The organism is Gracilimonas mengyeensis (assembly GCF_900182705.1).
GTDB classification, from domain to species: Bacteria; Bacteroidota; Rhodothermia; order Balneolales; family Balneolaceae; genus Gracilimonas; species Gracilimonas mengyeensis.
This window is the reverse complement of the sequence record NZ_FXTP01000002.1, coordinates 483849-504053: the sequence shown is the minus strand read 5'-3', so window position 1 is coordinate 504053 and position 20205 is coordinate 483849. Positions and strand designations below refer to the sequence as shown.

Annotated in this window: 18 protein-coding genes and 1 tRNA gene; 1 reads left to right on the top strand and 18 read right to left on the bottom strand. The window is 41.8% G+C overall.

Features of this window, described 5'->3' with window-relative positions:
* Positions 1-151: 151 nt before the first annotated feature.
* The 18 genes from FN815_RS04435 to hisF form a co-directional block, all read right to left on the bottom strand.
* On the bottom strand, positions 152-646 hold the full coding sequence (locus FN815_RS04435; protein ID WP_142453440.1) for a dual specificity protein phosphatase family protein: 495 nt from the start codon (positions 644-646) through the stop codon (positions 152-154).
* A 90-nt stretch (positions 647-736) separates the two neighbouring features.
* On the bottom strand, positions 737-1612 hold the full coding sequence (locus FN815_RS04430) for a hypothetical protein (RefSeq protein ID WP_142453397.1): 876 nt from the start codon (positions 1610-1612) through the stop codon (positions 737-739).
* A gap of 1 nt (position 1613) precedes the next feature.
* Positions 1614-2435: a HipA family kinase gene (locus FN815_RS04425; protein ID WP_142453396.1), complete on the bottom strand. Its 822-nt coding sequence runs from the start codon at positions 2433-2435 to the stop codon at positions 1614-1616.
* Positions 2436-2701: 266 nt separating this feature from the next.
* Positions 2702-4087, bottom strand: a complete 1386-nt coding sequence (locus tag FN815_RS04420; protein WP_142453395.1) for a restriction endonuclease subunit S — start codon at positions 4085-4087, stop codon at positions 2702-2704.
* Entirely contained in the window at positions 4080-5768 is a 1689-nt protein-coding gene (locus FN815_RS04415) for a class I SAM-dependent DNA methyltransferase (protein WP_142453394.1), read from the bottom strand. The genes FN815_RS04420 and FN815_RS04415 overlap by 8 nt, the downstream gene beginning before the upstream one ends.
* A gap of 124 nt (positions 5769-5892) precedes the next feature.
* Positions 5893-6747 carry a hypothetical protein gene (locus FN815_RS18815; protein WP_185957158.1) on the bottom strand — a complete coding sequence of 285 codons (855 nt, stop codon included), beginning with the start codon at positions 6745-6747 and terminating at the stop codon, positions 5893-5895.
* A 60-nt stretch (positions 6748-6807) separates the two neighbouring features.
* Positions 6808-7197: a hypothetical protein gene (locus FN815_RS04405; protein WP_142453393.1), complete on the bottom strand. Its 390-nt coding sequence runs from the start codon at positions 7195-7197 to the stop codon at positions 6808-6810.
* Positions 7198-7218: 21 nt separating this feature from the next.
* Complete coding sequence (locus tag FN815_RS04400) at positions 7219-7653, bottom strand: hypothetical protein (protein ID WP_142453392.1); 435 nt, start codon at positions 7651-7653, stop codon at positions 7219-7221.
* Positions 7650-8096, bottom strand: a complete 447-nt coding sequence (locus tag FN815_RS04395; RefSeq protein ID WP_142453391.1) for a 5' nucleotidase, NT5C type — start codon at positions 8094-8096, stop codon at positions 7650-7652. The genes FN815_RS04400 and FN815_RS04395 overlap by 4 nt, the downstream gene beginning before the upstream one ends.
* Complete coding sequence (locus FN815_RS04390) at positions 8093-8965, bottom strand: 8-oxoguanine DNA glycosylase OGG fold protein (protein ID WP_142453390.1); 873 nt, start codon at positions 8963-8965, stop codon at positions 8093-8095. The genes FN815_RS04395 and FN815_RS04390 overlap by 4 nt, the downstream gene beginning before the upstream one ends.
* A gap of 569 nt (positions 8966-9534) precedes the next feature.
* A tRNA-Ile gene (locus tag FN815_RS04385) sits at positions 9535-9608 on the bottom strand.
* A 241-nt stretch (positions 9609-9849) separates the two neighbouring features.
* Positions 9850-10845: a universal stress protein gene (locus tag FN815_RS04380; RefSeq protein ID WP_142453389.1), complete on the bottom strand. Its 996-nt coding sequence runs from the start codon at positions 10843-10845 to the stop codon at positions 9850-9852.
* A gap of 178 nt (positions 10846-11023) precedes the next feature.
* A complete protein-coding gene (locus tag FN815_RS04375) occupies positions 11024-12004 on the bottom strand; it encodes a universal stress protein (RefSeq protein ID WP_142453388.1) in 981 nt (326 codons plus the stop codon).
* Between the two features lie 162 nt (positions 12005-12166).
* Entirely contained in the window at positions 12167-13270 is a 1104-nt protein-coding gene (lepB, locus tag FN815_RS04370) for a signal peptidase I (protein WP_142453387.1), read from the bottom strand.
* 11 nt (positions 13271-13281) lie between these two features.
* Positions 13282-13869 carry a hypothetical protein gene (locus FN815_RS04365; protein WP_142453386.1) on the bottom strand — a complete coding sequence of 196 codons (588 nt, stop codon included), beginning with the start codon at positions 13867-13869 and terminating at the stop codon, positions 13282-13284.
* 3 nt (positions 13870-13872) lie between these two features.
* On the bottom strand, positions 13873-15690 hold the full coding sequence (gene lepA / locus FN815_RS04360; RefSeq protein WP_142453385.1) for a translation elongation factor 4: 1818 nt from the start codon (positions 15688-15690) through the stop codon (positions 13873-13875).
* Positions 15691-15834: 144 nt separating this feature from the next.
* Positions 15835-16173, bottom strand: a complete 339-nt coding sequence (gene hisE, locus FN815_RS04355; RefSeq protein ID WP_142453384.1) for a phosphoribosyl-ATP diphosphatase — start codon at positions 16171-16173, stop codon at positions 15835-15837.
* Positions 16174-17511: 1338 nt separating this feature from the next.
* Entirely contained in the window at positions 17512-18270 is a 759-nt protein-coding gene (gene hisF / locus FN815_RS04350; RefSeq protein ID WP_142453383.1) for an imidazole glycerol phosphate synthase subunit HisF, read from the bottom strand.
* Between the two features lie 186 nt (positions 18271-18456).
* On the opposite strand from hisF, the gene FN815_RS04345 reads away from it, so the two are divergent.
* Positions 18457-19752 (top strand): serpin family protein, encoded by a 1296-nt coding sequence (locus FN815_RS04345; RefSeq protein ID WP_142453382.1) that lies wholly within the window; start codon positions 18457-18459, stop codon positions 19750-19752.
* Positions 19753-20205: the final 453 nt, after the last annotated feature.

Genomic DNA, 20205 nt, shown 5'->3' with positions numbered 1-20205 from the left:
CTTTTGCGGGTTCTTTTGCGGGTTCTATATAAAAAGGAGTGGCTTGTCCTACACCTACAGGTTTTCTCACTCCCGAAACCCCAGCTCACTGAACTTAGGTTGTTCCAACGACTCAACAGTGTTTTTGTCTTTGTTTATTCTGAACATTTAATCATCCTTTAGAAACGTAATTATTCCAATTCATCTTCAGAAAACCCGCCATTCCCCCAGCCATATTTATCGCAGGATAAATATTCTTGAATTCCATAAGTGCTTCATTGAAAGAACCGTTTTCTATTCCTCCTTCCTTTGCAAGATAAAGCAACCCTATTCCAGGTGACCGACTTTGTCCCTGATTGCAATGTACCAATACTTTCTTCCCATCATTTAAATTCCGATCAATGAAACTCAAAGCTGCATCTATAATTTCTTTAGGAATGTAGGCGGGATTTTCGGGATCTATCAAATTAAGCATGAGTCGATGGCCTCTCTTGGCAATCAGATATTCCGGATGATGTTTTGGAGCACCTCGACCTGAATACCCAACAGCTTCTCTGTGATAGGGTTCTTTACACGCATGGACTATACTCCAACCCTGCTGATTTCGAACGTTTCGTTCGAAGTCAGTTTGATCACCTACATATAAATTTGGGTGAATTTCTATCATCATTCGCTTTTTTCATATTTTTCTTTGATTCAAACCCCTTCATTTTGAACCGGAAAATACAAGATGATCAAGAAGTGTAGAAAAATTGTTTTATTCAGCAACCATCGGCTCCAGCGGTCTCAAATCAGTTTTTTCAGATAGGCCCTCTATATATTCTTCTAGTTCATCCAGCTGAAGTACGCCAATAGACAATTCCTCACAACGATATCGGAAATCATCATAAAGTTTGGTTTTCCTGTTTTCACCTGCCTGATATGGGGCACCTTGCTTATGAATAACCAGGCTCAAATCTCCTCCCTTATCAATTCTCTTGATACTTTGAAAAGCCTGAAAATAACCATGTAATTTATCAATCAGGGTAGCCTCTTTTAACGAAAAGTCAATTCCGGCCGATCCTGTCATGGTTTCATTGTATGCTCCAAGATCCAGGTAAATAGATTTCAAAAGATGGTATTTTCCATGTTCCGGAATCTCAACGCCAAGGCTTACCCTTTCCTGAAGTTCTTTGGCTTTTACCCACTTCTCAAAGTTTTTTATAATGGTTTTAGCCCGTTTATAAGCTCTTTTTGAAACCGGTTTTGAAAGAGGCAAAAACTGATTTTTCAGCATTGCACTTTTTCGGGTAAAATCAGCTGCTGTTCCCTCATAATACAGTTTACGGCTTTCAGATATTTGCAAGATCCCATTCCAGTATCGCTCAATGTAGTTCCAAAATGAGGAATCATATGCTTTGGATTTCCAGTTTCCATCTGTTGCATCCAATAAATTCAACATATCCTTCGCGTCCTCCCTGTTGGTTTGAGAATAGATTTTTTGTAACCGAGTTAATTCCTTTTGAGAAATCCAATGCGTATCTAAACGCATTGTTTCTTTATCATACAGGCACAGTCCAATCGCAATACGTTCTCCAGAGAGTGTATTGGGAACCCAATAAAAGATGCGATATTGAATAATAATGCTGTCCATATTACTTTCTTCCAAAATTCAGATGCTCAATAAATAATTTTTCAAGTTTAGACTTTCTGAACATCAGATATTCGGCAATGGCTTGTTTTTCTTCTGTGCTTATTTGCCAACTTTCAGGCAAAGTACTAAGGATTTTATTTAAAAACGTACGGTCTGTTCCAGCTATTTTCCGGCAGAGTGCAATGCCTGCTTGCTCAAATTCTTTGGGATACTGCTTAAAATAATATTTAAAATAGTGCGAGTTTATAATTAAATCCCCGACTTCTCCCGGTTGCACAAAATACTCTTTTTTATCGGGTTCTGCTAAGCGGCTCAGGAACTCCTGATCAAAGGTGGCGGAATGATCAATGGCATACAGCTTTTGCTTCGATACAATCATGTTCAAGTTCAACGACTGCCGGTCACTGTTTTTGAGCCATAAATCCATGACTAAAATCCTTGCTAATTCGGACGGATTAACCAGTTTTTCTTTTTTGTCATTTCTACCTGCATAAAATTCATCTTTTAGTTCATCCCTGGATTGTAGCCACCGTGAACCAAATACAATATGCTCTTTAAATCTCCCGGTCAATCCTATAATCTCGTCCTGAAACATCATAGGGTTAAAACGAAGTAAATCAGCTTTGGGAATGGAAACCTTAAAGTGTTTAAAAAGCCGATAACAAATCCATTCTCTGGCCATATCCGGAAACTTGTTTCCCCTTATGTTATGTTTGATCAAATAAACATGTTCATCTTCGGCTAACACTTTGATTGGATCATCCCCGGTAGTAAGTACCTCCAATACAGCAATGATGGATATGTAATTTTCCTTTTTAGCCAAAAGCTTAAAAACTTGTGTTTATGAAACTTGTTTAAAGTACACTCTTTTAGACTGTTTATTAAATGGATGGTAAAATCTCTTTCTTTTTGAACCGGGATTTTCTGGATTTACAGAATGTACAAGATTTAAAAACAATCCTGAAAATCTTCGATACCTGCACTATTCTGGTTCAACCCCTGCACTGTGAACCAGGATTTTTAAGATTACCAAGATGTACAGGATTAAAAAAAATCCTGCTAATCCCCTAAATCCTGCCTAATCCCGGTTCAAACCCCAACCTCCCCCGAAATTAACTTTGGCAAAAGCGTATCTCTTAGTTCTGCTAACTGATTGGATTCAAGATTTAGCTTAACTGATTGCTGAAGCAGTGGCTCGATATGCTGTCCCCCAATTTCCAAAAGCTCTTTATTGGGAATAGCACACTTAGCTTCTTTCAAATGAGAACGTTTTATGTGCCCCATGGTAACTGCTTTGGATTCAGCAATTCTTATAAAATTGTCCAGATGATGTTTAGTCCAGTGATAATAAAACCATTGGTCGTATTCTTCTGATGTAACTTTAAATAAATGTTGATTTAAAGCTGCATCACCACCAGCCCAAAGTCTGATCAGTAAGCTCCCTGACCAGGAAAAAATCATATCTCCATTTCTGATCTTAAATCGTTCTGGTATATCCGAGGTTGCGATATCAGCACCTTCCGTATCACCTTTTCTAAGTTGAGCAATTTTCAATACTGGTAGAGTTGGTTCACCATCTTCAGGCGGATATTTTTGCATGGCCCGCCCATTCAAATAATCTGCAATTTCTTCCAAAGATTTTATTCCCCACCCCTTAGGCACCACCCCAATCTCACTTACCACCAGTTCATCCGGGAAGAGTTCAGCGGTTTGGTGGAGTTGGGAGCGCAGGTCTTCGGTCATGCGATCCAGCTTTTGCTGCAGAGCCGTTTCGATTTCGTCCCAGTCTTGATCTTCCCAGGAAACGCCCGCAATGGCGGCCATGGCGGCGCGGTTGGGATCGCGGCCGGCGGATGTGGCTTCTATTTTTGCACGGACGGGATCAAAATCCACAAACCAGCTCTTGAAGATCGCCTGCGCCATCGCCTCCAGCGTCTCGTTGGTTTGCTGATTTAGGTGGATTTTATCATCTATACGACTTAAAAAATGGGAAATATCATCTTGCAGTGAAGTCGGTGGTATCTTGATTATTAATGATCCTAATGGTTTTTGATAAATGGCCGGTATAGAACTACCACTCTTTAAACTATTTAATTTATTTTGACCAATTGAAGACATTAAATAATAAGCCAAGAACCTAGAATTGCCTTTAAAATCCGACATAACAATAATTGTAGGATTAATTGTAGCTTCTTTAAATTCTCCATGATAATATCCTACATCACCAACACTACTTCCTCTTTGAACTAATAAAACATCACCTGTTTTTAACATTATTTCAGGTGATTCTTCATATTTTTCCCTACTTAAATGCTTTAACTCCGCTAAATCTAAATAGATATCGTTCTTTATATTCGTTCCACCAATAACAACTGGTCCAGAATCTCTTAAATCAGATTTTTTATAACCCTTCCAACCTATCCTTCCTTTTATTTCAACGATATCTTCAAGAATAACTTCTTCCCATCTACTCATACCCTAACCCCGCTAAATTTTCTTTAATCTTCTCTTCAAGTGCCTCGCTTTCTTCAAACTGGCTTTTCAATTTGGTTGTCAGCTTTTTCATCTTTTCCGGGAAGGGAATACCATCATCCTCAGTTTCAGGAGCACCTACATACCGGCCGGGCGTGAGTACGTAATCATTCTTTTGAATCTCCTCCAGCGTGGCGGATTTGCAGTAGCCGGGAATATCTTCGTAGTCGTTATTGTCCTGCTGCCAGTCGGAATAGGTTTTGGCAATAGCTTTAATTTCTTCGGGTTTAAAATCGCGGAGCACGCGGTCTTTCATGTAGCCTTTTTCACGGGCGTCAATAAACAGCACTGTGCCGGAGCGATCGCCTTTGCCTTTTCCATCGGGCGTTTTGGTGCCGTTGGTTTTATTCTTGCTGAGAAACCAGATACAGGCGGGAATCTGGGTGTTGGTAAACAGCTGTCCAGGCAAAGCCACCATGCATTCCACCAGATCATTTTCCAACAGGTTTTTGCGAATCTCCCCTTCTCCGCTGGTTTGGGAACTCATGGAGCCATTGGCCAGCAACAGCGCCAAACTACCGCTGGGCGCTAAGTGATACAGCATATGCTGCAGCCACGCAAAATTGGCATTTCCTTCAGGCGGTGTGCCGTATTCCCATCGCGGGTCATCGGCCAGTTTCTCATTCCACCAGTCCTTCACGTTAAACGGTGGATTGGCCATCACATAATCGGCGCGGAGGTCTTTGTGCTGGTCGTTGGTAAAACTATCGGCCGGCTCCTTCCCAAAATCAAAATCAATACCGCGAATGGCCATATTCATAGCCGCCAGCTTCCAGGTGGTGGGATTACTTTCCTGTCCATACACGCTAATCTGACCAATCTTACCGCCGTATTCCTCAATAAAATCCTCGCTTTGCACAAAAAATCCACCCGAACCCATGGCGGGATCGTAGACGCGGCCTTCAAAGGGCTTGAGCATACGCACCATCAATTTTACAATGCTTTTTGGTGTATAATACTGTCCGCCTTTTTTACCCTCGGCCAGCGCAAACTCCCCTAGAAAATATTCATACACATGGCCCAAGATATCCTTGGAGTTAATGCTCAGCGGTTTCCCTTTGTATTCCTTCGCATTAAAATTGGCATCCGAAAACAGGTTAATGAGTTCTCCCAGTTTATCCGCAGGTAATTGTTTCTGGGAATAAGTGCGGTCCAGAATGTTCTTTAATTCCGGGTTTTCATTTTCAATAGCCCCGTTGGCATCATCTATTAAATGAGCTGTGCTCTTCATTTTATAGGTTTCCCCGTTCGGCAACTCTATTTCGGTGCCATTGGGCAAAGGGTGATTTTTCTTCAGCGTTTCCCACCGGGCCAACGGTGGTACCCAGAATACATTTTTGGCGATATAGTAGTCGCGTATCTCCAGCTCTTCTTCAATAAACTCGTCATACTCTTCATCACTCATATCCTCTTGTGGAATGTAGTAATCGTGATCGGGGTCCCGGAAGTTTTTGCGAAGTTCCTCCCTGCGTTCTTCAAAGGCGTCCGAAACATATTTAAGGAAGATGAGTCCCAGCACCACGTGTTTATACACAGCGGCATCCAGGTTATTGCGGAGCTTATCCGCGGCGCTCCATAGTTTTTTATCAAGGTCTTTAAGAAATTCCTGTTCGGCTTTTTGCATGTACTCCGTTGGGTAGGTTTATGAATTGAAATAACAGTGGATTATAGGGAAAGGGGATGTGAGATTAAAGCAAAAGTTATCGCTCCAACGCAGAGCGTGTGGAGCGAGGGGAAGCAGGACTTTCCTAACCCTTAATTGATTTCACTAAATTATATTTAAATTTAATTGCTTTGGGTAAAATAGGGAATGATTCTTCTATAAATGATCTGATCTCATCTCTACTCAAGCAGACTATATTATTCGATTGCTTACCTACATACTTCTCATTTGATTGAAATAAATAAACCAAATGTTGGTTGTCTAGATCTAAATATTCTTCTCTGTTTAAGATTGAGTTTCCCGTTTTTACCTGTACCAAAGCTTTACTGTGATCAATCTTACTAATTAAGTAAAATTCATATTTCATAGTATCACCTTTGCGAGAGTTTGGAACTATAAACCAATCCTTAGTTTGGAGATATAGAAAGATCAAGTCTTCAGTTTCTTCATCGTCTAACATTGAAAAAACATCCTTTATCTTTGTACTGTTAATGTCATAAGTATCTTTGCCAGACAATTTATTCCAAAGAAACTTAGAATATTCAAGAGTCTGGAAGCCTGTTACTTTTTGAATGGACCTTTTTGCACGAAAACTTGCAATAACCTTGCCTGGGACTTCATCTATCTCTACTGGTAAAATGTTCTCACACCGAAAAACATTAGCAATATCAATATCCTTATCTTTTGCTTCTTTAGTATTTAAATATTCCCAGCCCGATTCTACTTTTGCTAAGTAGTACTTCCCATTCTGATCTCTAGTCCAAACTAAATCATATTCTTCAACCCATTTATTTATGTATTTACATACGTTTACTTTACCATGAGTTTTTATAGCCTCTTTGTAGTAATCATTCCAGTTTTTTGTTGATTGTAAACCAGGGACTCTCCAACCTACCCCTAATAAGTTTTCCCTAAGACAATAGTCAAATGTATTTTTCATATTGGTGTTACCACCTTTAGGTCTTATATGAATTCTAAATACATGCATAATTTTAATAGTTTAAAACCCAATCCCATTCACCGCCACCTTCCGTTGCATATTACCTGCATTACAAACTTCCGCCAGCGTCATGGGTTGGTTAATTTTGATTTCTTTTCCCAGATGATCCGCCAGCTTTTCCGCCTGAGGGATGCTTAGCTTTTCAAACTTATGGATCCCCTTGAGGCGACCTTCCCGAAGTAAAGCCGGGTCAATATCATCTAACTTTGTATTGAACGTGCATATGATATTTAACTTTAGAAAGTCGGCAGGGAAGCCGTTGGTGAGGTTCAGTGAAATAGAATTATCCCGCGAATAAGGAATTTCTGCTCCGCCGGGGTAGTACAGCTTGGCAGGACATTCCAAACAATGCGTAAACTTGGATTTAGTCAGATAAGAGGTAGGTTGCATTTGTACTCCGAAGTTAGATTTCTATTTCTTGACCGTGATGAAGTCATAGTTGACTTGAGTGGGCGTTCCGTCCACATCCAACGCCAGCCCATCATACCTGTTTATAGTACCATAGTGTGGTTTATCGGTATACTCGAGTTCTGATCCCTTAGGAATTGTTTCTGCAATCCACGGGTGTGTTTCCGGGGTAATTTCTTTGATCACCGTAAAGTTGAGGCCGTCTTCTTTACGGATTAATTCTGCGTCTACGACGTCATCATTTTCTGAAGAAGAGGCGATCACAAAGTCCGAATCCACGCGAACCACAAATTCAAAATCGCTCCAGTCAGACCGGGGCACTCGCACCTGTTTGGTTTTTTCCTTTGAGTCCAACGCATACCCGTCAAGCAGCTCTATAATCCTATTCTTGGTGATACTATATCCAAATTTCCTCAGGTAGCGCTTATGAATGCTCATGGGTTCTCCAGCTTTTGTAATATGGCTTCCCAATCCGGGAAGGCGTCGCTGCCGAAGTGAATCCAGGTTCCTTTAAACTCTTTGGCCCCATTCCACGGCAGGTCATCAATCAGATAATCCCCAATAACCAAGTCTTTCCGCTTGGTGAGGATGAGCTTGTTCCGCATCGCCTTTCCGAAATACTTTTCCACCCACAGTCTTTTATGTGTCCAGGCATCCGGGTTATCCCATGGCGCCGAGGAAAGAATAAACACCTCAAAGCGCTGGTCATCCAATAACTTTTTTACTGCTTCGATACTTCCTGGGATAGGCTCCAAATCTTTATAGATTCCCGGAAGTTTATCCGGCCGTCCTTTGTATGGGCTTTGCTTGCTCAGCGGATGAGCGTTACGAGCTTTATCAAAATCGGCGATGACACCATCAAGGTCGATGTGGATGATCATAGTAAAGATTTTTTTAAATGATTATGAACCCACACTCGTGGGTTTGCTTCTGTTTTACTTAGTTCTCCTCGAAGAGGAAACCCAAATAAGTACCCTTCCAGTTTTCCTGTATGTATATTTAAGTCAGAGGCCAATTGATTCATTCTGTTCACATAATCAATGTAAGCTTCTTCTCTTAAGTTGGACCTTGTATATGCAAGACCAACCTTATCGGCTAAAAATTTCTTTTTGATGACGGAATCAGAATAAAATGTTCGTAGCTCCTCAATCCCATCTTCTTCCACTAAAAGGTTAGCGTGAATCAATTTTGTCCATTTATCAAATATGAGAGGCAGGGGAGAAACATTTTCAGCTTCTCCCAAGAAATAGAATAACTTGGTGAAGTAGGACTCTCCAACTCCAGGTATATGTCTTTCACTACTTGCCATAGCGTGATACGCTTCACCTAAGCGGTTGGAAAGAATATCCTTTCGTACTCCCTCAATAATTTTGGTGATTTCTACCTTTCCCACACTGAGAGCCTTATAAAAATGGGTAGTAGTAGTGTCTCCTTTTACAGAAGGTCTGGTGGCATTAATGCCGCCCCACATCATGGTTAATACAAAGCCTCTGTACAGATCTTGATCTCGAAATGCACTAATAACATCATCCCGATTAAGTTTTCTATTTGGGCCTAAAGACGTGAGTAATTGCCTAAAATCCTCTATCTCGAGTAATTCATCCCGCTCATATTTGCCCCAGGAAAATCCATGTTGTTCATAGTTTTTTATCTCATCAAGATTTTTGTGTAGATAGGCTTTTAATGTCATTTGATGCACTATATGTTTTTTAGCAATTAGTCCTATTATCGGTAGATACTTCCTAAGCATAAATACTTATTCATATTTAACTCTTAAGCATTTCAAAAGCTGATTATATCTCACGATAATAGAATTACTCCTTCAATCTGTTTATAAATGTAGGCCTAATGCGTGACAGATTGTGTCACCCTCATTTTATCATATTAGTTTTACTCACCTGATTAAGTTCAATCAACCCAGTCTGTCTCAAAGGATTCGTTTGAGGCCGTTCTGAATAATTCATTGTCAGATTGAGAAAAATAAAGGGTGCTTACTGGTAGCAATCCTTCAGGGAGATTTTATCTGTTATCACTAATCAACTGCTTTCAGAAATGGGCAAATCGGCTCATAATGGCACAAACAGTCAGGGCCGGGAAAGAATGATTAAATGTCCTGCGACTATTATCAGCAGAGCACTGTTTTTGTCTTTTATTGAAAGGTGAGCTTACAGAAATATTCCGCTTAAACGGCTAACTAACGCACAAAACCTGCCCGCCCTAAAAAACTTTTAACAAAACAGGGCTGCATTTTGTTTGGACCTATGTTTGTACCACAAATAAAAAAGCCCAGTTAAATCAATGACTTAACTGGGCTTTCTGTGGACCCGGCAGGACTTGAACCTGCGACCAATCGATTATGAGTCGACTGCTCTAACCAACTGAGCTACGGGTCCTCTTAGAATATTGAACACTGAACATCGAATATTGAACTTTGAATGTTCGGTTGTTCTAAAAGGGAGGCAAAGTTACAAGGTTTAGAAACTATTTGAAAACATTTTTTATAAATCCATTCAATCAATAGATACACTAAGCTTACCTACTCTTAAAAGCAGTCTTTCGATAGTGGATTCTATTGGTATCCAATCAATATGGATATAATCAGATAAGGCTTTCTCTGATAATGATTGGGAGCTGCTAATCAGATGTTGGAGCTTCTTCGGTAAACTTCACGTTTGGGCGCATAGTAAGCAGTGGTTTTTTCAGGTGTTGAGCTACAATACCCGTAGTTGAGCCCAACAGAACCCGTGCGATACCTGTTCGTCCATGGGTACTCATTACTACCAGATCGGCATGTTCTTCGGCATAATCCACAATTTCGGTGTGGGCTGAGAAGCCTTTTTTAACCTCGCTTTTAAGCGTTACGGCTTCCACCATTCCGTCTTTTTCATGAACCAACTGATCCGTGTAAGCTTCTTTACCTCGTTTGATATGGAATCCCAGTTTGGGATGCTCATCGAAATAGGTGCTGATGCTTGTGATCAAAGACTCATAGACTGTATCGTCATCCTCCACTACCATTGGCAACACTTCCATGCCCAGCGTGTAGGGCTCAATGATATGCATCAGCGTGAGATCGGCACTAAAGGTTTTAGCCAGGTCATAAGCCTGAACCAACGGGGCTGCTGATTCATCCGAACCATCTACAGGAACCAGGATATTATTGATCTCTTTTTCATGAAAAGCAGTATTGATACTTAATACCGGAATTTCCGAATACCGAATCACTTGCTCAGTAACACCGCTACGTACATCTTTGGTTTGATGACTGCCCTTATTACTCATTATGATAAGGTCGTAATGTCCCCTGTTGGCCTCATCTGTGATTACCCGGGAGGTTTTACGGCCTACTTTATTAACCAGCTTGCCACAGTGCTCTTTAGGCAGATGCCTGGCCGCGATTTCATGAAGCTTCTCATTGGCACTTTTCAAAACTTTTGGATACAAATCGTTTTCCATATCAAAAGGAACGCCCAAGTGCTCCATGCTTTCATCGTAATAACTCATGAGTGGAATCACATGCATCAAATCCACGCAACTGTCATACAACTCAACGAAATGTGCCGCCATTTTTAACCCCTCAATGGACGCATCAGAAAAATCGGTAGGAACTAAGATGTGCTTGGTTTTCATAACAACCTCCTCTGTAATTAGTTGTTACTATAATTTGTGAAAATTCTGTGAATTTTACGTGAAGAATATAACCCCTGTAACCTACTGCTTTACTTTGAATTACAGAAGATACAACCTTCCACTTCAGCAGCAAACACTGCCGTAATGATCTATCAGAATCCACTAAAACCCGGATCTCTTACTTCTTCAACTCGGGTTTAATAGTGATTTGAGGTTTCTCGAGGTGCTGTATCACTTGCTCTGTAGTAGAACCCAGCAACATACGTGATAAACCCGTTCGTCCATGGGTGCTCATCACTACCAAATCGGCATTGTCGTTGGCGTAATCAATAATTTCATGATGAGCAGCAACAGATTTCAGAATCACGGTTTTGAAATTCACCGAAGAAGTTGTCCCGTTTTCTTTGTGAACCAGTACATCTTCGAATTCACCTTCACCATCTTCAATGCTAAAGTCGTGATCCTCATACTTGCCAAAGAATTTCTTCAAACGACTTTTAAGTCCGCCATATACAGCTGAATTATCCACACCTATACTTACAGGCTCGATCCCGTGCACATCGGCGGCATACAGCTCTATCACATTTAGAATTTCCAGAGAAGCACCAAATTTTCTGGCAATATCAAAAGCCATGGGGATGGCAGCCAGGGAATGATCGGAAAAATCACAAGGCACCAGGATCTTATTAACTTTCTCCGCCTTCATTTTCTTGGATAAGGTAAGTACGGGTGTTTTGGAACGGCGGATGATCTTATCGGTGGCACTGCCGTGGAAAAAGTCGGAATAATGCCCGCCTTTGGCACTCATCATCACCAAGTCATACTTTCCTTTTTCTATTTGGCTGAGGATAGAATCGGAAGGCTTGCGGTCAATCGTAACGATATACTCGCCGCGTTTTTCTTTTTTCTTGATGTGTTTATTGGCGAAAGCACTCAGCTCTTTACGCTGGTTTTCTATCAATTTGGGATACACATCTTTATCAATACTTAAAGGAATCCCGAGCTTGTCAAAACTATCTCCCAGATATTTCGACAAAGGGATGACGTGCATCAGGTCAACCGTACAATCGAAGTTTTCGATGAATAAATCGGCCGATTCAAGTGCGGCGTTTGCTTCATCAGACAGGTCGGTAGGTATTAACACTCGCTCAACATTCATAGAGACTCCTTTTTTAGTGAATAACTCTATAAATAAAATAAGTTAACTGCTGTTAATGTTCCATCTTACAGCTAATTATTTTTTGTTTTGGATGATTTCTCAGTCTTATGAAAATCCAAAACTAAATCATAGGGTTATACCTGTCTGAAATCTATCCTGAAGTTATTCAATAAGGGTAAATATACGCTCGAAGCGAGGCACAAAATTGTCGGTAGAGAACCAAACTATAGAGGCTTTTCCTATCACGTGGTTTTTGGGAACAAAGCCCCAGAAACGGGAATCCATACTGTTATCGCGGTTGTCTCCCATCCCAAAATAGTAGTCTTGTTGAATGGTGTACGTGTTGGTCTGTTCCCCATTGATATAAATGGTATCCCCTTCACGGCGAAGTTCATTGCGTTCGTAGCGCTCAATCACATCCTTGTAGATGTACCAGTTGTCATCGGTGAGGGTGATTTCCTGTCCTTTAAAAGGTACCACGATTTCTCGCATATGATCAGGATTACTGAATGCCATGGAAAATGAGCCTTCACTTTGGGTATAATTGCGATCCACCTGGTTTTCGGGTGTCACGTTAAGATACATGGTGTCTACCTCGGCCCAGTTGCCTACCGTTTCAGCCACATCTTCGGTCAAATTCACTACATAGGTACTTTGGTTTATGTAGCCAATAAGTTCGCCGCCCACCGATTCCATTTTGGCATTACTCAACCGTACACGATCCGCCATCTTAACCACGTAAAAACGCTGCACACCTTCGTGCGACTCTTCCCGCTCTCCGTTGATGTACAGGTATTTATCCTCAATAGAAATAGTATCGCCGGGAACCGCGACCGCCCGTTTTATATAATTGGTTTTTTGGTTGATGGGCTTCACTTCCCATGGCACGTTGAATACAAAAATATCATTGCGTTCAATATCTCTGAAACCAGGTAAGCGTGTATAAGGTAATGTTACCCCGGGCACACACCATCCCTGGAAGAAAGGTACGCAGAGGCCCATTGGGGTCCGGGCACCATAAGTGACATTGGATACAATAAGTAAATCCCCGGTAAGCAATGTTTTTTCCATCGAAGGAGTCGGAATTTTATATGACCCAAACAGAAATGCACGTAAAATTGCCGCCGCTATAAAAGCAAACACAATGGCATCAATCCATTCCCTCAGCCAGGATTTTGCTTTCTTATTTTCTTCCGCCTTTTTTGCCTTCTTTTTTTGCCAATAGGAGCTCTTTTCCTGGCTCTCGTTGTTGTTTTGCTCTTCCAATATCTGCAGTATTAGTTAATTAATTTTTTGATATGATCCGGTTGGTCAATTTCTTCCTTCTTGTATTCACCAGCCTGATACGACACTTTGTACCACTGATCTCTTTCCGGAGAGAAGAAGTAATCGGCGTATTCTTTTGGGGATGCATTTCGAAGCTCTTTGGTAAGGGTGCGCTTTACAGCCGGCATCATATCCACGTAGCGACTGGCCCCCACATAAACCAGGCCGTTTTCGAAGGGGCCTTCGAGGTCAAGGATCATCATCGGAATTTCTCCATCTACGATAAACCAGTATTCAAACTGTATGGATTTTCCGTCCCGGAGATAGCCATCTTTTTTGATGATATCTTCTACGGTCTGAGTGGGGTCACCGTAAGCGCCTTGTAAAACCGCTCGTATTTCGATGGATGGCATACGGTCCAGCTCGTTGTATCGAAAGCCTTGTCCCGTCCATTTGATATCTGAGAAACGTTGCTGAAATTCAGCGCGCTCTTCATTGCTAACTTTTTTTATTTCCGGTTCTTCAAACTGTGCCTGCACCGATGTGGTTTGGGCAAGCATCAGCATAAACACAAAAAAGAATGCTACTTTCTTCATCATAAACTATCGGTCCTCTTCGTCCATAGACAGTACGGCCAGGAATGCTTCCTGTGGTATTTCTACCGTACCAACCTGTTTCATTCGTTTTTTTCCTTCCTTTTGTTTCTCAAGCAGCTTGCGCTTTCGCGAGATATCACCACCGTAACATTTGGCGGTTACATCTTTACGCATGGCGCGCACGGTATCGCGGGCAATCACCCGGTTTCCGATGGCAGCCTGTACGGCTACTTCAAACTGTTGTTGTGGAATAAGTTCCTTTAATTTTGCACAAACTTTGCGGCCCAGATAATAGGCTTTGTCCCGGTGGGTGATACTTGAGAGAGCATCCACCTGATCGCCGTTCAGTAAAATATCCAAACGTACCAAATCACCTTTACGGTATTCAATAAATTCATAATCCAGCGAAGCATATCCGCGCGTTCCGGATTTCAACCGGTCATAGAAATCAAATACCACTTCGGCCATCGGCAGTTCATACGTAATTTCCACGCGATTATTTTGCATAAAATGCTGATTCACGTAAATACCTCGCCGTTCCTGGCATAACTTCATGATGGGACCAATGTAGTCAGCCGGGGAAATGATACTGGCTTTTATATAGGGCTCGTAAATAGCCGCGATGTCCCCCTGATCTGGCATCTGGCTCGGGTTATCCACCTCAATGCGTTTGTTATCTTTGCCGTCCCGGTCTACTTCCACCTCGTACTCCACGTTGGGCACGGTAGTGATAATATCGATGTCGAATTCACGATCAAGGCGTTCCTGAACAATTTCCATATGCAGCAGCCCCAGGAAACCAGCACGAAATCCAAACCCAAGGGCTTTGGAGGTCTCTGGTTCATACGTAAGGGAAGCATCGTTCAACTGTAGTTTCTCTAGTGCGCCACGCAAATCTTCAAAGTCATCGGCATCGGTGGGAAAGAGTCCACTAAATACCATAGGTTTGGCTTCCTGGTAGCCCGGAATGGGCTTGTCCGCTGGATTATCTACCTTGGTAATGGTATCACCTACACGGACATCCTGCAGTGATTTTACACTGCCAATTACATAGCCCACTTCACCGGCGTGCAATTCATCCGTGGGTTCTTTTTTCATCTTGAGGTAGCCAATTTCCTCAGCGTTGTATTCCTTTTTATTGGCCATGAACTTAAACAGGTCGCCCTTACGGAGCACGCCTTCCATCACCCGAACATACGCTACCGAACCGCGGTACGTGTTAAAGATGGAATCGAAAATGAGCGCACGCAAGGGGTTGTCTTCTTCCCGTTTGGGGCCGGGAACGCGTTCGACAATGGCTTCCAGAAGTTTATCTACTCCCTCACCTGTTTTACCGGATACATGTAAAATCTCTTCGTAATCACAACCGATAAGGTCTACAATCTGCTGACCAATGCCTTCAGGGTCGGCCCCAGGCAGGTCAATTTTATTGAGCACCGGAATGATTTCCAGGTTCTGGTCGATAGCTTGATAGAGGTTGGAGATCGTTTGAGCTTCGATGCCCTGAGCGGCATCAACCACCAATAGGGCCCCTTCACAAGCCTTTAATGCACGGGATACCTCGTAGGCAAAATCTACGTGGCCGGGAGTATCAATCAGGTTGAAAATATATTTCTCACCATTGGGGCGCTTGTAGTCCATGCGTATGGCATGACTTTTAATCGTGATACCCCGCTCTCTTTCAAGGTCCATATCGTCCAAAATCTGTTCCTGCATTTCGCGCTCGCTAATAGCGCCGGTAAGCTGCAGCAGACGATCGGCCAGGGTTGATTTGCCATGGTCAATGTGGGCAATGATGCAAAAATTTCGAATATTGTTGTTCATAGGGGATATTGGGTGCGTCTCACTTTAAGAAATAAAGATACAAAGAAGGCGGGAGCTGTTAAAATGCGGTTAATAGTTATTTATACTTTTATTAATCGGTTGGAAGGGTATCGTACTAATAACTATTAACCGTTCACAAATATTCTATTCTCCGATGTGTTTGTGATTACCTTTATTATGTCGCTTACGGAGTTTCTTGATCACTTTGTGGAGGGGGATTTCTTTTTCTGCCAGCAACAGCATCAGGTGGAAGATTAAGTCGGCAGCTTCGTTAATCGTTTCCTTATTCTTTTCATTTTTGGAAGCAATCACGGTTTCAACTGCTTCCTCTCCTACTTTCTGAGCAATCTTATCCAGTCCTTTCTTATACATACTGGTAGTATAAGAACCTTTGGGCATTTCCTCTTTACGCTCATAAAGCAAGGTTTCCAGTTCAATTAAAAAATCGTAGTCCTTTTGTGTCAGGGTTTTAATATCTGCCATGGGCTAAATGTTATTATCAATAATTTTAAGGGCGTGAAGTTCTCCATTTTATCTCAGCCATACAATCTTTAAACCAAAATTTAATATGCTGAATCATTCTTAGCGTGAGTTCAATATAGGAACGACGAAAAATGGACTACTCATCGCTGTAGTGGTCAGGTAATTGGGTAACAAAATTTGGTTAGAAAGACCCTGAAAGGGTCCAATATGAATAGCCCAGGGTAAAACCGCCTAAGCGGGTGCAATTCTGGGTAGCTTGTCAGCCATAAAGAACCCGAGGCTTGTAGCGTATTGAGTCATAAATGTTTGTCGAGGGTTGGGCGAATAGGTGGCCTATTGGGGATTGGGTGCCCAAGCTTCGTTCAACGCTACCAACGTGTCCACTTTTGGGGAGAAGCTTGTTCTCTCTATCTACAGCAATGACCAGTTTTATATCGAACTGATGTTTTCTTAATGAATACTTGGCTTACTTGCCTTCACTTTTAGAGAGCACTACCAGTTTACTGTCCCCCCCCTTTAGATCTGTCTATTTTCCTTAAATAATAAAAGGCCAAAGCAATCATTGCTTTGGCCCCTTGAGCGCTACCATGATGTGTGAGTGAGAGTGAGTTATTCGTTCACGGGAGCTTCAAAATTGTTTAAAAAACTGGGCAATGTGCATATTTAATAGACTCGGGAAATATTTAAGCGCCTTTAAAATGCAGTCAACATCTTATAAAATGAGTCTGCCTTTGATTCCATGACATTTTAAAAGCTGTATTCCCTAATTCGCTAAACTTAAATTTTTTAGGAGCTACCTGACTCCAACTATTGCATATGTGCCTTCGTTCTGTGCTCAAATAGCACATTTTTTTGGTGTTTGTCAAATCACCCACAACTCAAAAATCGTTTTTTAAAGTTATTTAAAAGCTGATTTAACCTCTAACCAACTCAGCCACTCACCCTATATAAAGAAATATTATCCTTGAGAGATCAAAAAAGCGCTTACAATAATTTTGACAAATCAGCCTAAATAATTAAGGTTAAAGGAAAAATAAATTTATTAAGTTCAGGAAAATCCCTCGAAAAGATCAGCTTAAATCGGGGATTCTATAATTATTCAGAGAGATTTGTGTGAGAAACCAGCAAAACTTAAAAATTTTAATTATTAATTAAAATTTAAGATAATAACTTAAATTATTAAGTTTATTTTTAATATTGACTAAATAAATTACATTCTTATACAAGCCTTCTCTCTCACATTTTCAGTTTTGTATTGGCTTTTTATTCCAAGATACTTGAGTTGCCTTAAAAGGGGCGGGCACTTTTTAAGCCTAAATACCCTGGATGTATAAGGCCTCAAACCGGGCGGACTTCAATACCGGCTTGCAGCATCTCTTCCTTAAGATCACTGATCTCAATTTCTCTGAAATGAAAGATACTTGCCGCTAGCACGGCATCAGCATTCGCTTCTTTAACAGCATCAATGCAATGTTTGACTGTACCTGCCCCACCGCTGGCTATCACAGGAATAGTTACCAACTGGTTTACTTTACTCAGCAACTCAATATCGAAGCCCGCTTTGGTGCCGTCCCGGTCCATACTTGTGAGTAAAATCTCTCCGGCTCCGCGCTTTTCTGTTTCCTGCATCCATTCCAGGGCATCCAAACCGGTGTCTTCAGTCCCACCCTTTATATAAACGTTCCAGCTTCCCTCATTCCTTTTGGCATCAACGGCTGCAACGATAGCCTGTGCACCAAAGGCATCAGAAGCACGGCTGATCAGTGCGGGATCTTTGACAATACTGCTATTCAGCGAAACTTTATCAGCGCCCGCCTTCAACAGTTCCTCTATTTCATCAACAGTTTTAATGCCCCCGCCTACCGTAAAAGGGATATTGATCTCCCTGGCAATGCGTTTCACCAGCTCTACCAGCGTTTTTCTTTTCTCCAATGTGGCCGTGATGTCCAGAAATACCAATTCATCGGCTCCTTCTTCACTGTAACGTTTAGCCAGTTCAACTGGATCGCCCGCATCTCGCAGGCCTTCAAAGTTTACGCCTTTAACGGTTCTCCCATTCTTGATGTCCAGACAGGGAATAATTCTTTTCGTGAGCATATTAAGTTGTTGCAATTACAAATCTCTTATCAGCATTCTTAAGATAGTAAAATATCCATAAGAGGATACGAATATTGCCTTCACCTATCATTATAAAATTCAGTAAAAAAAGATGTAGCGTTTAACCCAAAGGCTGCGTACTGGTTAACAAATCCTGGGCTATAAAATCCTTTAAATCATACCGTCATGAATTCTTTTGCCCTTCCCGATACTCTAAAAAATATGATGAAGCCAAATTATCTACTCACATTTCTATTTATTTTCTTCATACTATTTAGCACTTCTTGTTCAAATGATATAAGTGGACCTAACGGGCAAGAACCCGGTCGGGGCATTGAACTGCCCGCCGAGCTTACCCAAGCAGAAAAGCAACTGGTAGAAAGCGGCCATTCATTTAGCTTTGATGTTTTTAAAAGCACCGTTGAGCACGATACCGTTGCCGACAACATTTTCATTTCCCCACTCAGTCTTTCAGTTGCCCTGGGGATGACTATGAACGGAGCTCAAGGTGAAACGCAAGAGCAGATGCGTCAGACCCTCGCCTTCCACGGCATGGATATAGAAGAGATTAACGAGGGATACCGTTTTTTGATTGAACGCCTGATTACCGCCGACCCATCCGTGCAAATGCAAATTGCCAACTCGGTTTGGAACCGGCAGGAATTTGAGGTTAATGCGGACTTCCTGGATAAACTGGAAACCTATTTTGATGCCGAGGCACAGGAACTCGACTTTGACGATCCTTCCTCAGTAGACACGATAAACAATTGGGTGGAGGATAATACCAACGGACTTATTGAAACCATTATCGATCGCATCCCTCCCAGCATGGTCATGTACCTCATCAACGCCATTTATTTTAAAGGCGACTGGACCCACACTTTTGATAAGGAAGACACAAAATCCCGTCCTTTTTACCTCGAGAATGGGTCTGAAATCAACGTAGATATGATGCGACAGGATGGTGCTTTTAACACGTACTTTTCTGATGAGGTACGCATGATTGACCTGCCCTACGGAGACAGCCTGTACACCATGAGCCTGATGATGCCCGCCGACCCGGATACCAAAATCGAAACCTTTATTGCCGATCAGCTAAGTCAGGAAAATTTTAATACATGGCTGGACAATATTGCATACCGACAGACCGTAGTTAACCTGCCCAAGTTTGAAATTGAATACGAACTGACAATGAATGAAGTGCTTAAGTCCTTGGGCATGGAAGTCGCCTTCAATCCAAATGAAGCTGATTTTCGGGGCATCAATCCCAATGGTGGACTTTTTATCAGTCAGGTAAAACACAAAACGTTTGTAACGGTAGACGAAGAAGGAACGGAGGCTGCTGCTGTAACTTCCATAGGAATGGAACTTACCTCTATGCCCCCCTCATTTAATGCTAACAGACCGTTCATATTCCTTATCCGCGAGCAACAGAGTGGTACCGTGGTATTTATGGGCAAAGTTAGTCATCCGGCTGGTTAAAGAGAGAGCCGTTATGAAAGCCACAAAGTCCGTCAGCTATTTTCAGGCTGATGGCTTTGTGGTTTTTTTGTGTTCAATAAACTCACCCTAACCTGAAAGTGCAGGGGGACTGAAAGTCCCTACATCCCATGCACACGGTCTTCCTGAGAATACTTTCGAAGGATCTTTCATTTTGCGGAGCCTATCCAGCTAATTCTCTGAATCATTTTTTCCAGTGACTCTTAGATCAATATCTTTGGCCTGTTGGTAATCATTTTCTGGCTAAGGTTCTTCGGGAGTACCCTCTGAATGACCCCATTATTTTAGTCTTTAGATTTCTTCGAAATACTAATGTGCTGCACTAAAAGTCCAAGGTTTTTACCATGGGCATCCCATTAGGGAAACCCATGATTGGGACCAATAAACTCACCCTACCCTGAACCAAACTACATTCGGCATAGAATCTTTTAATCA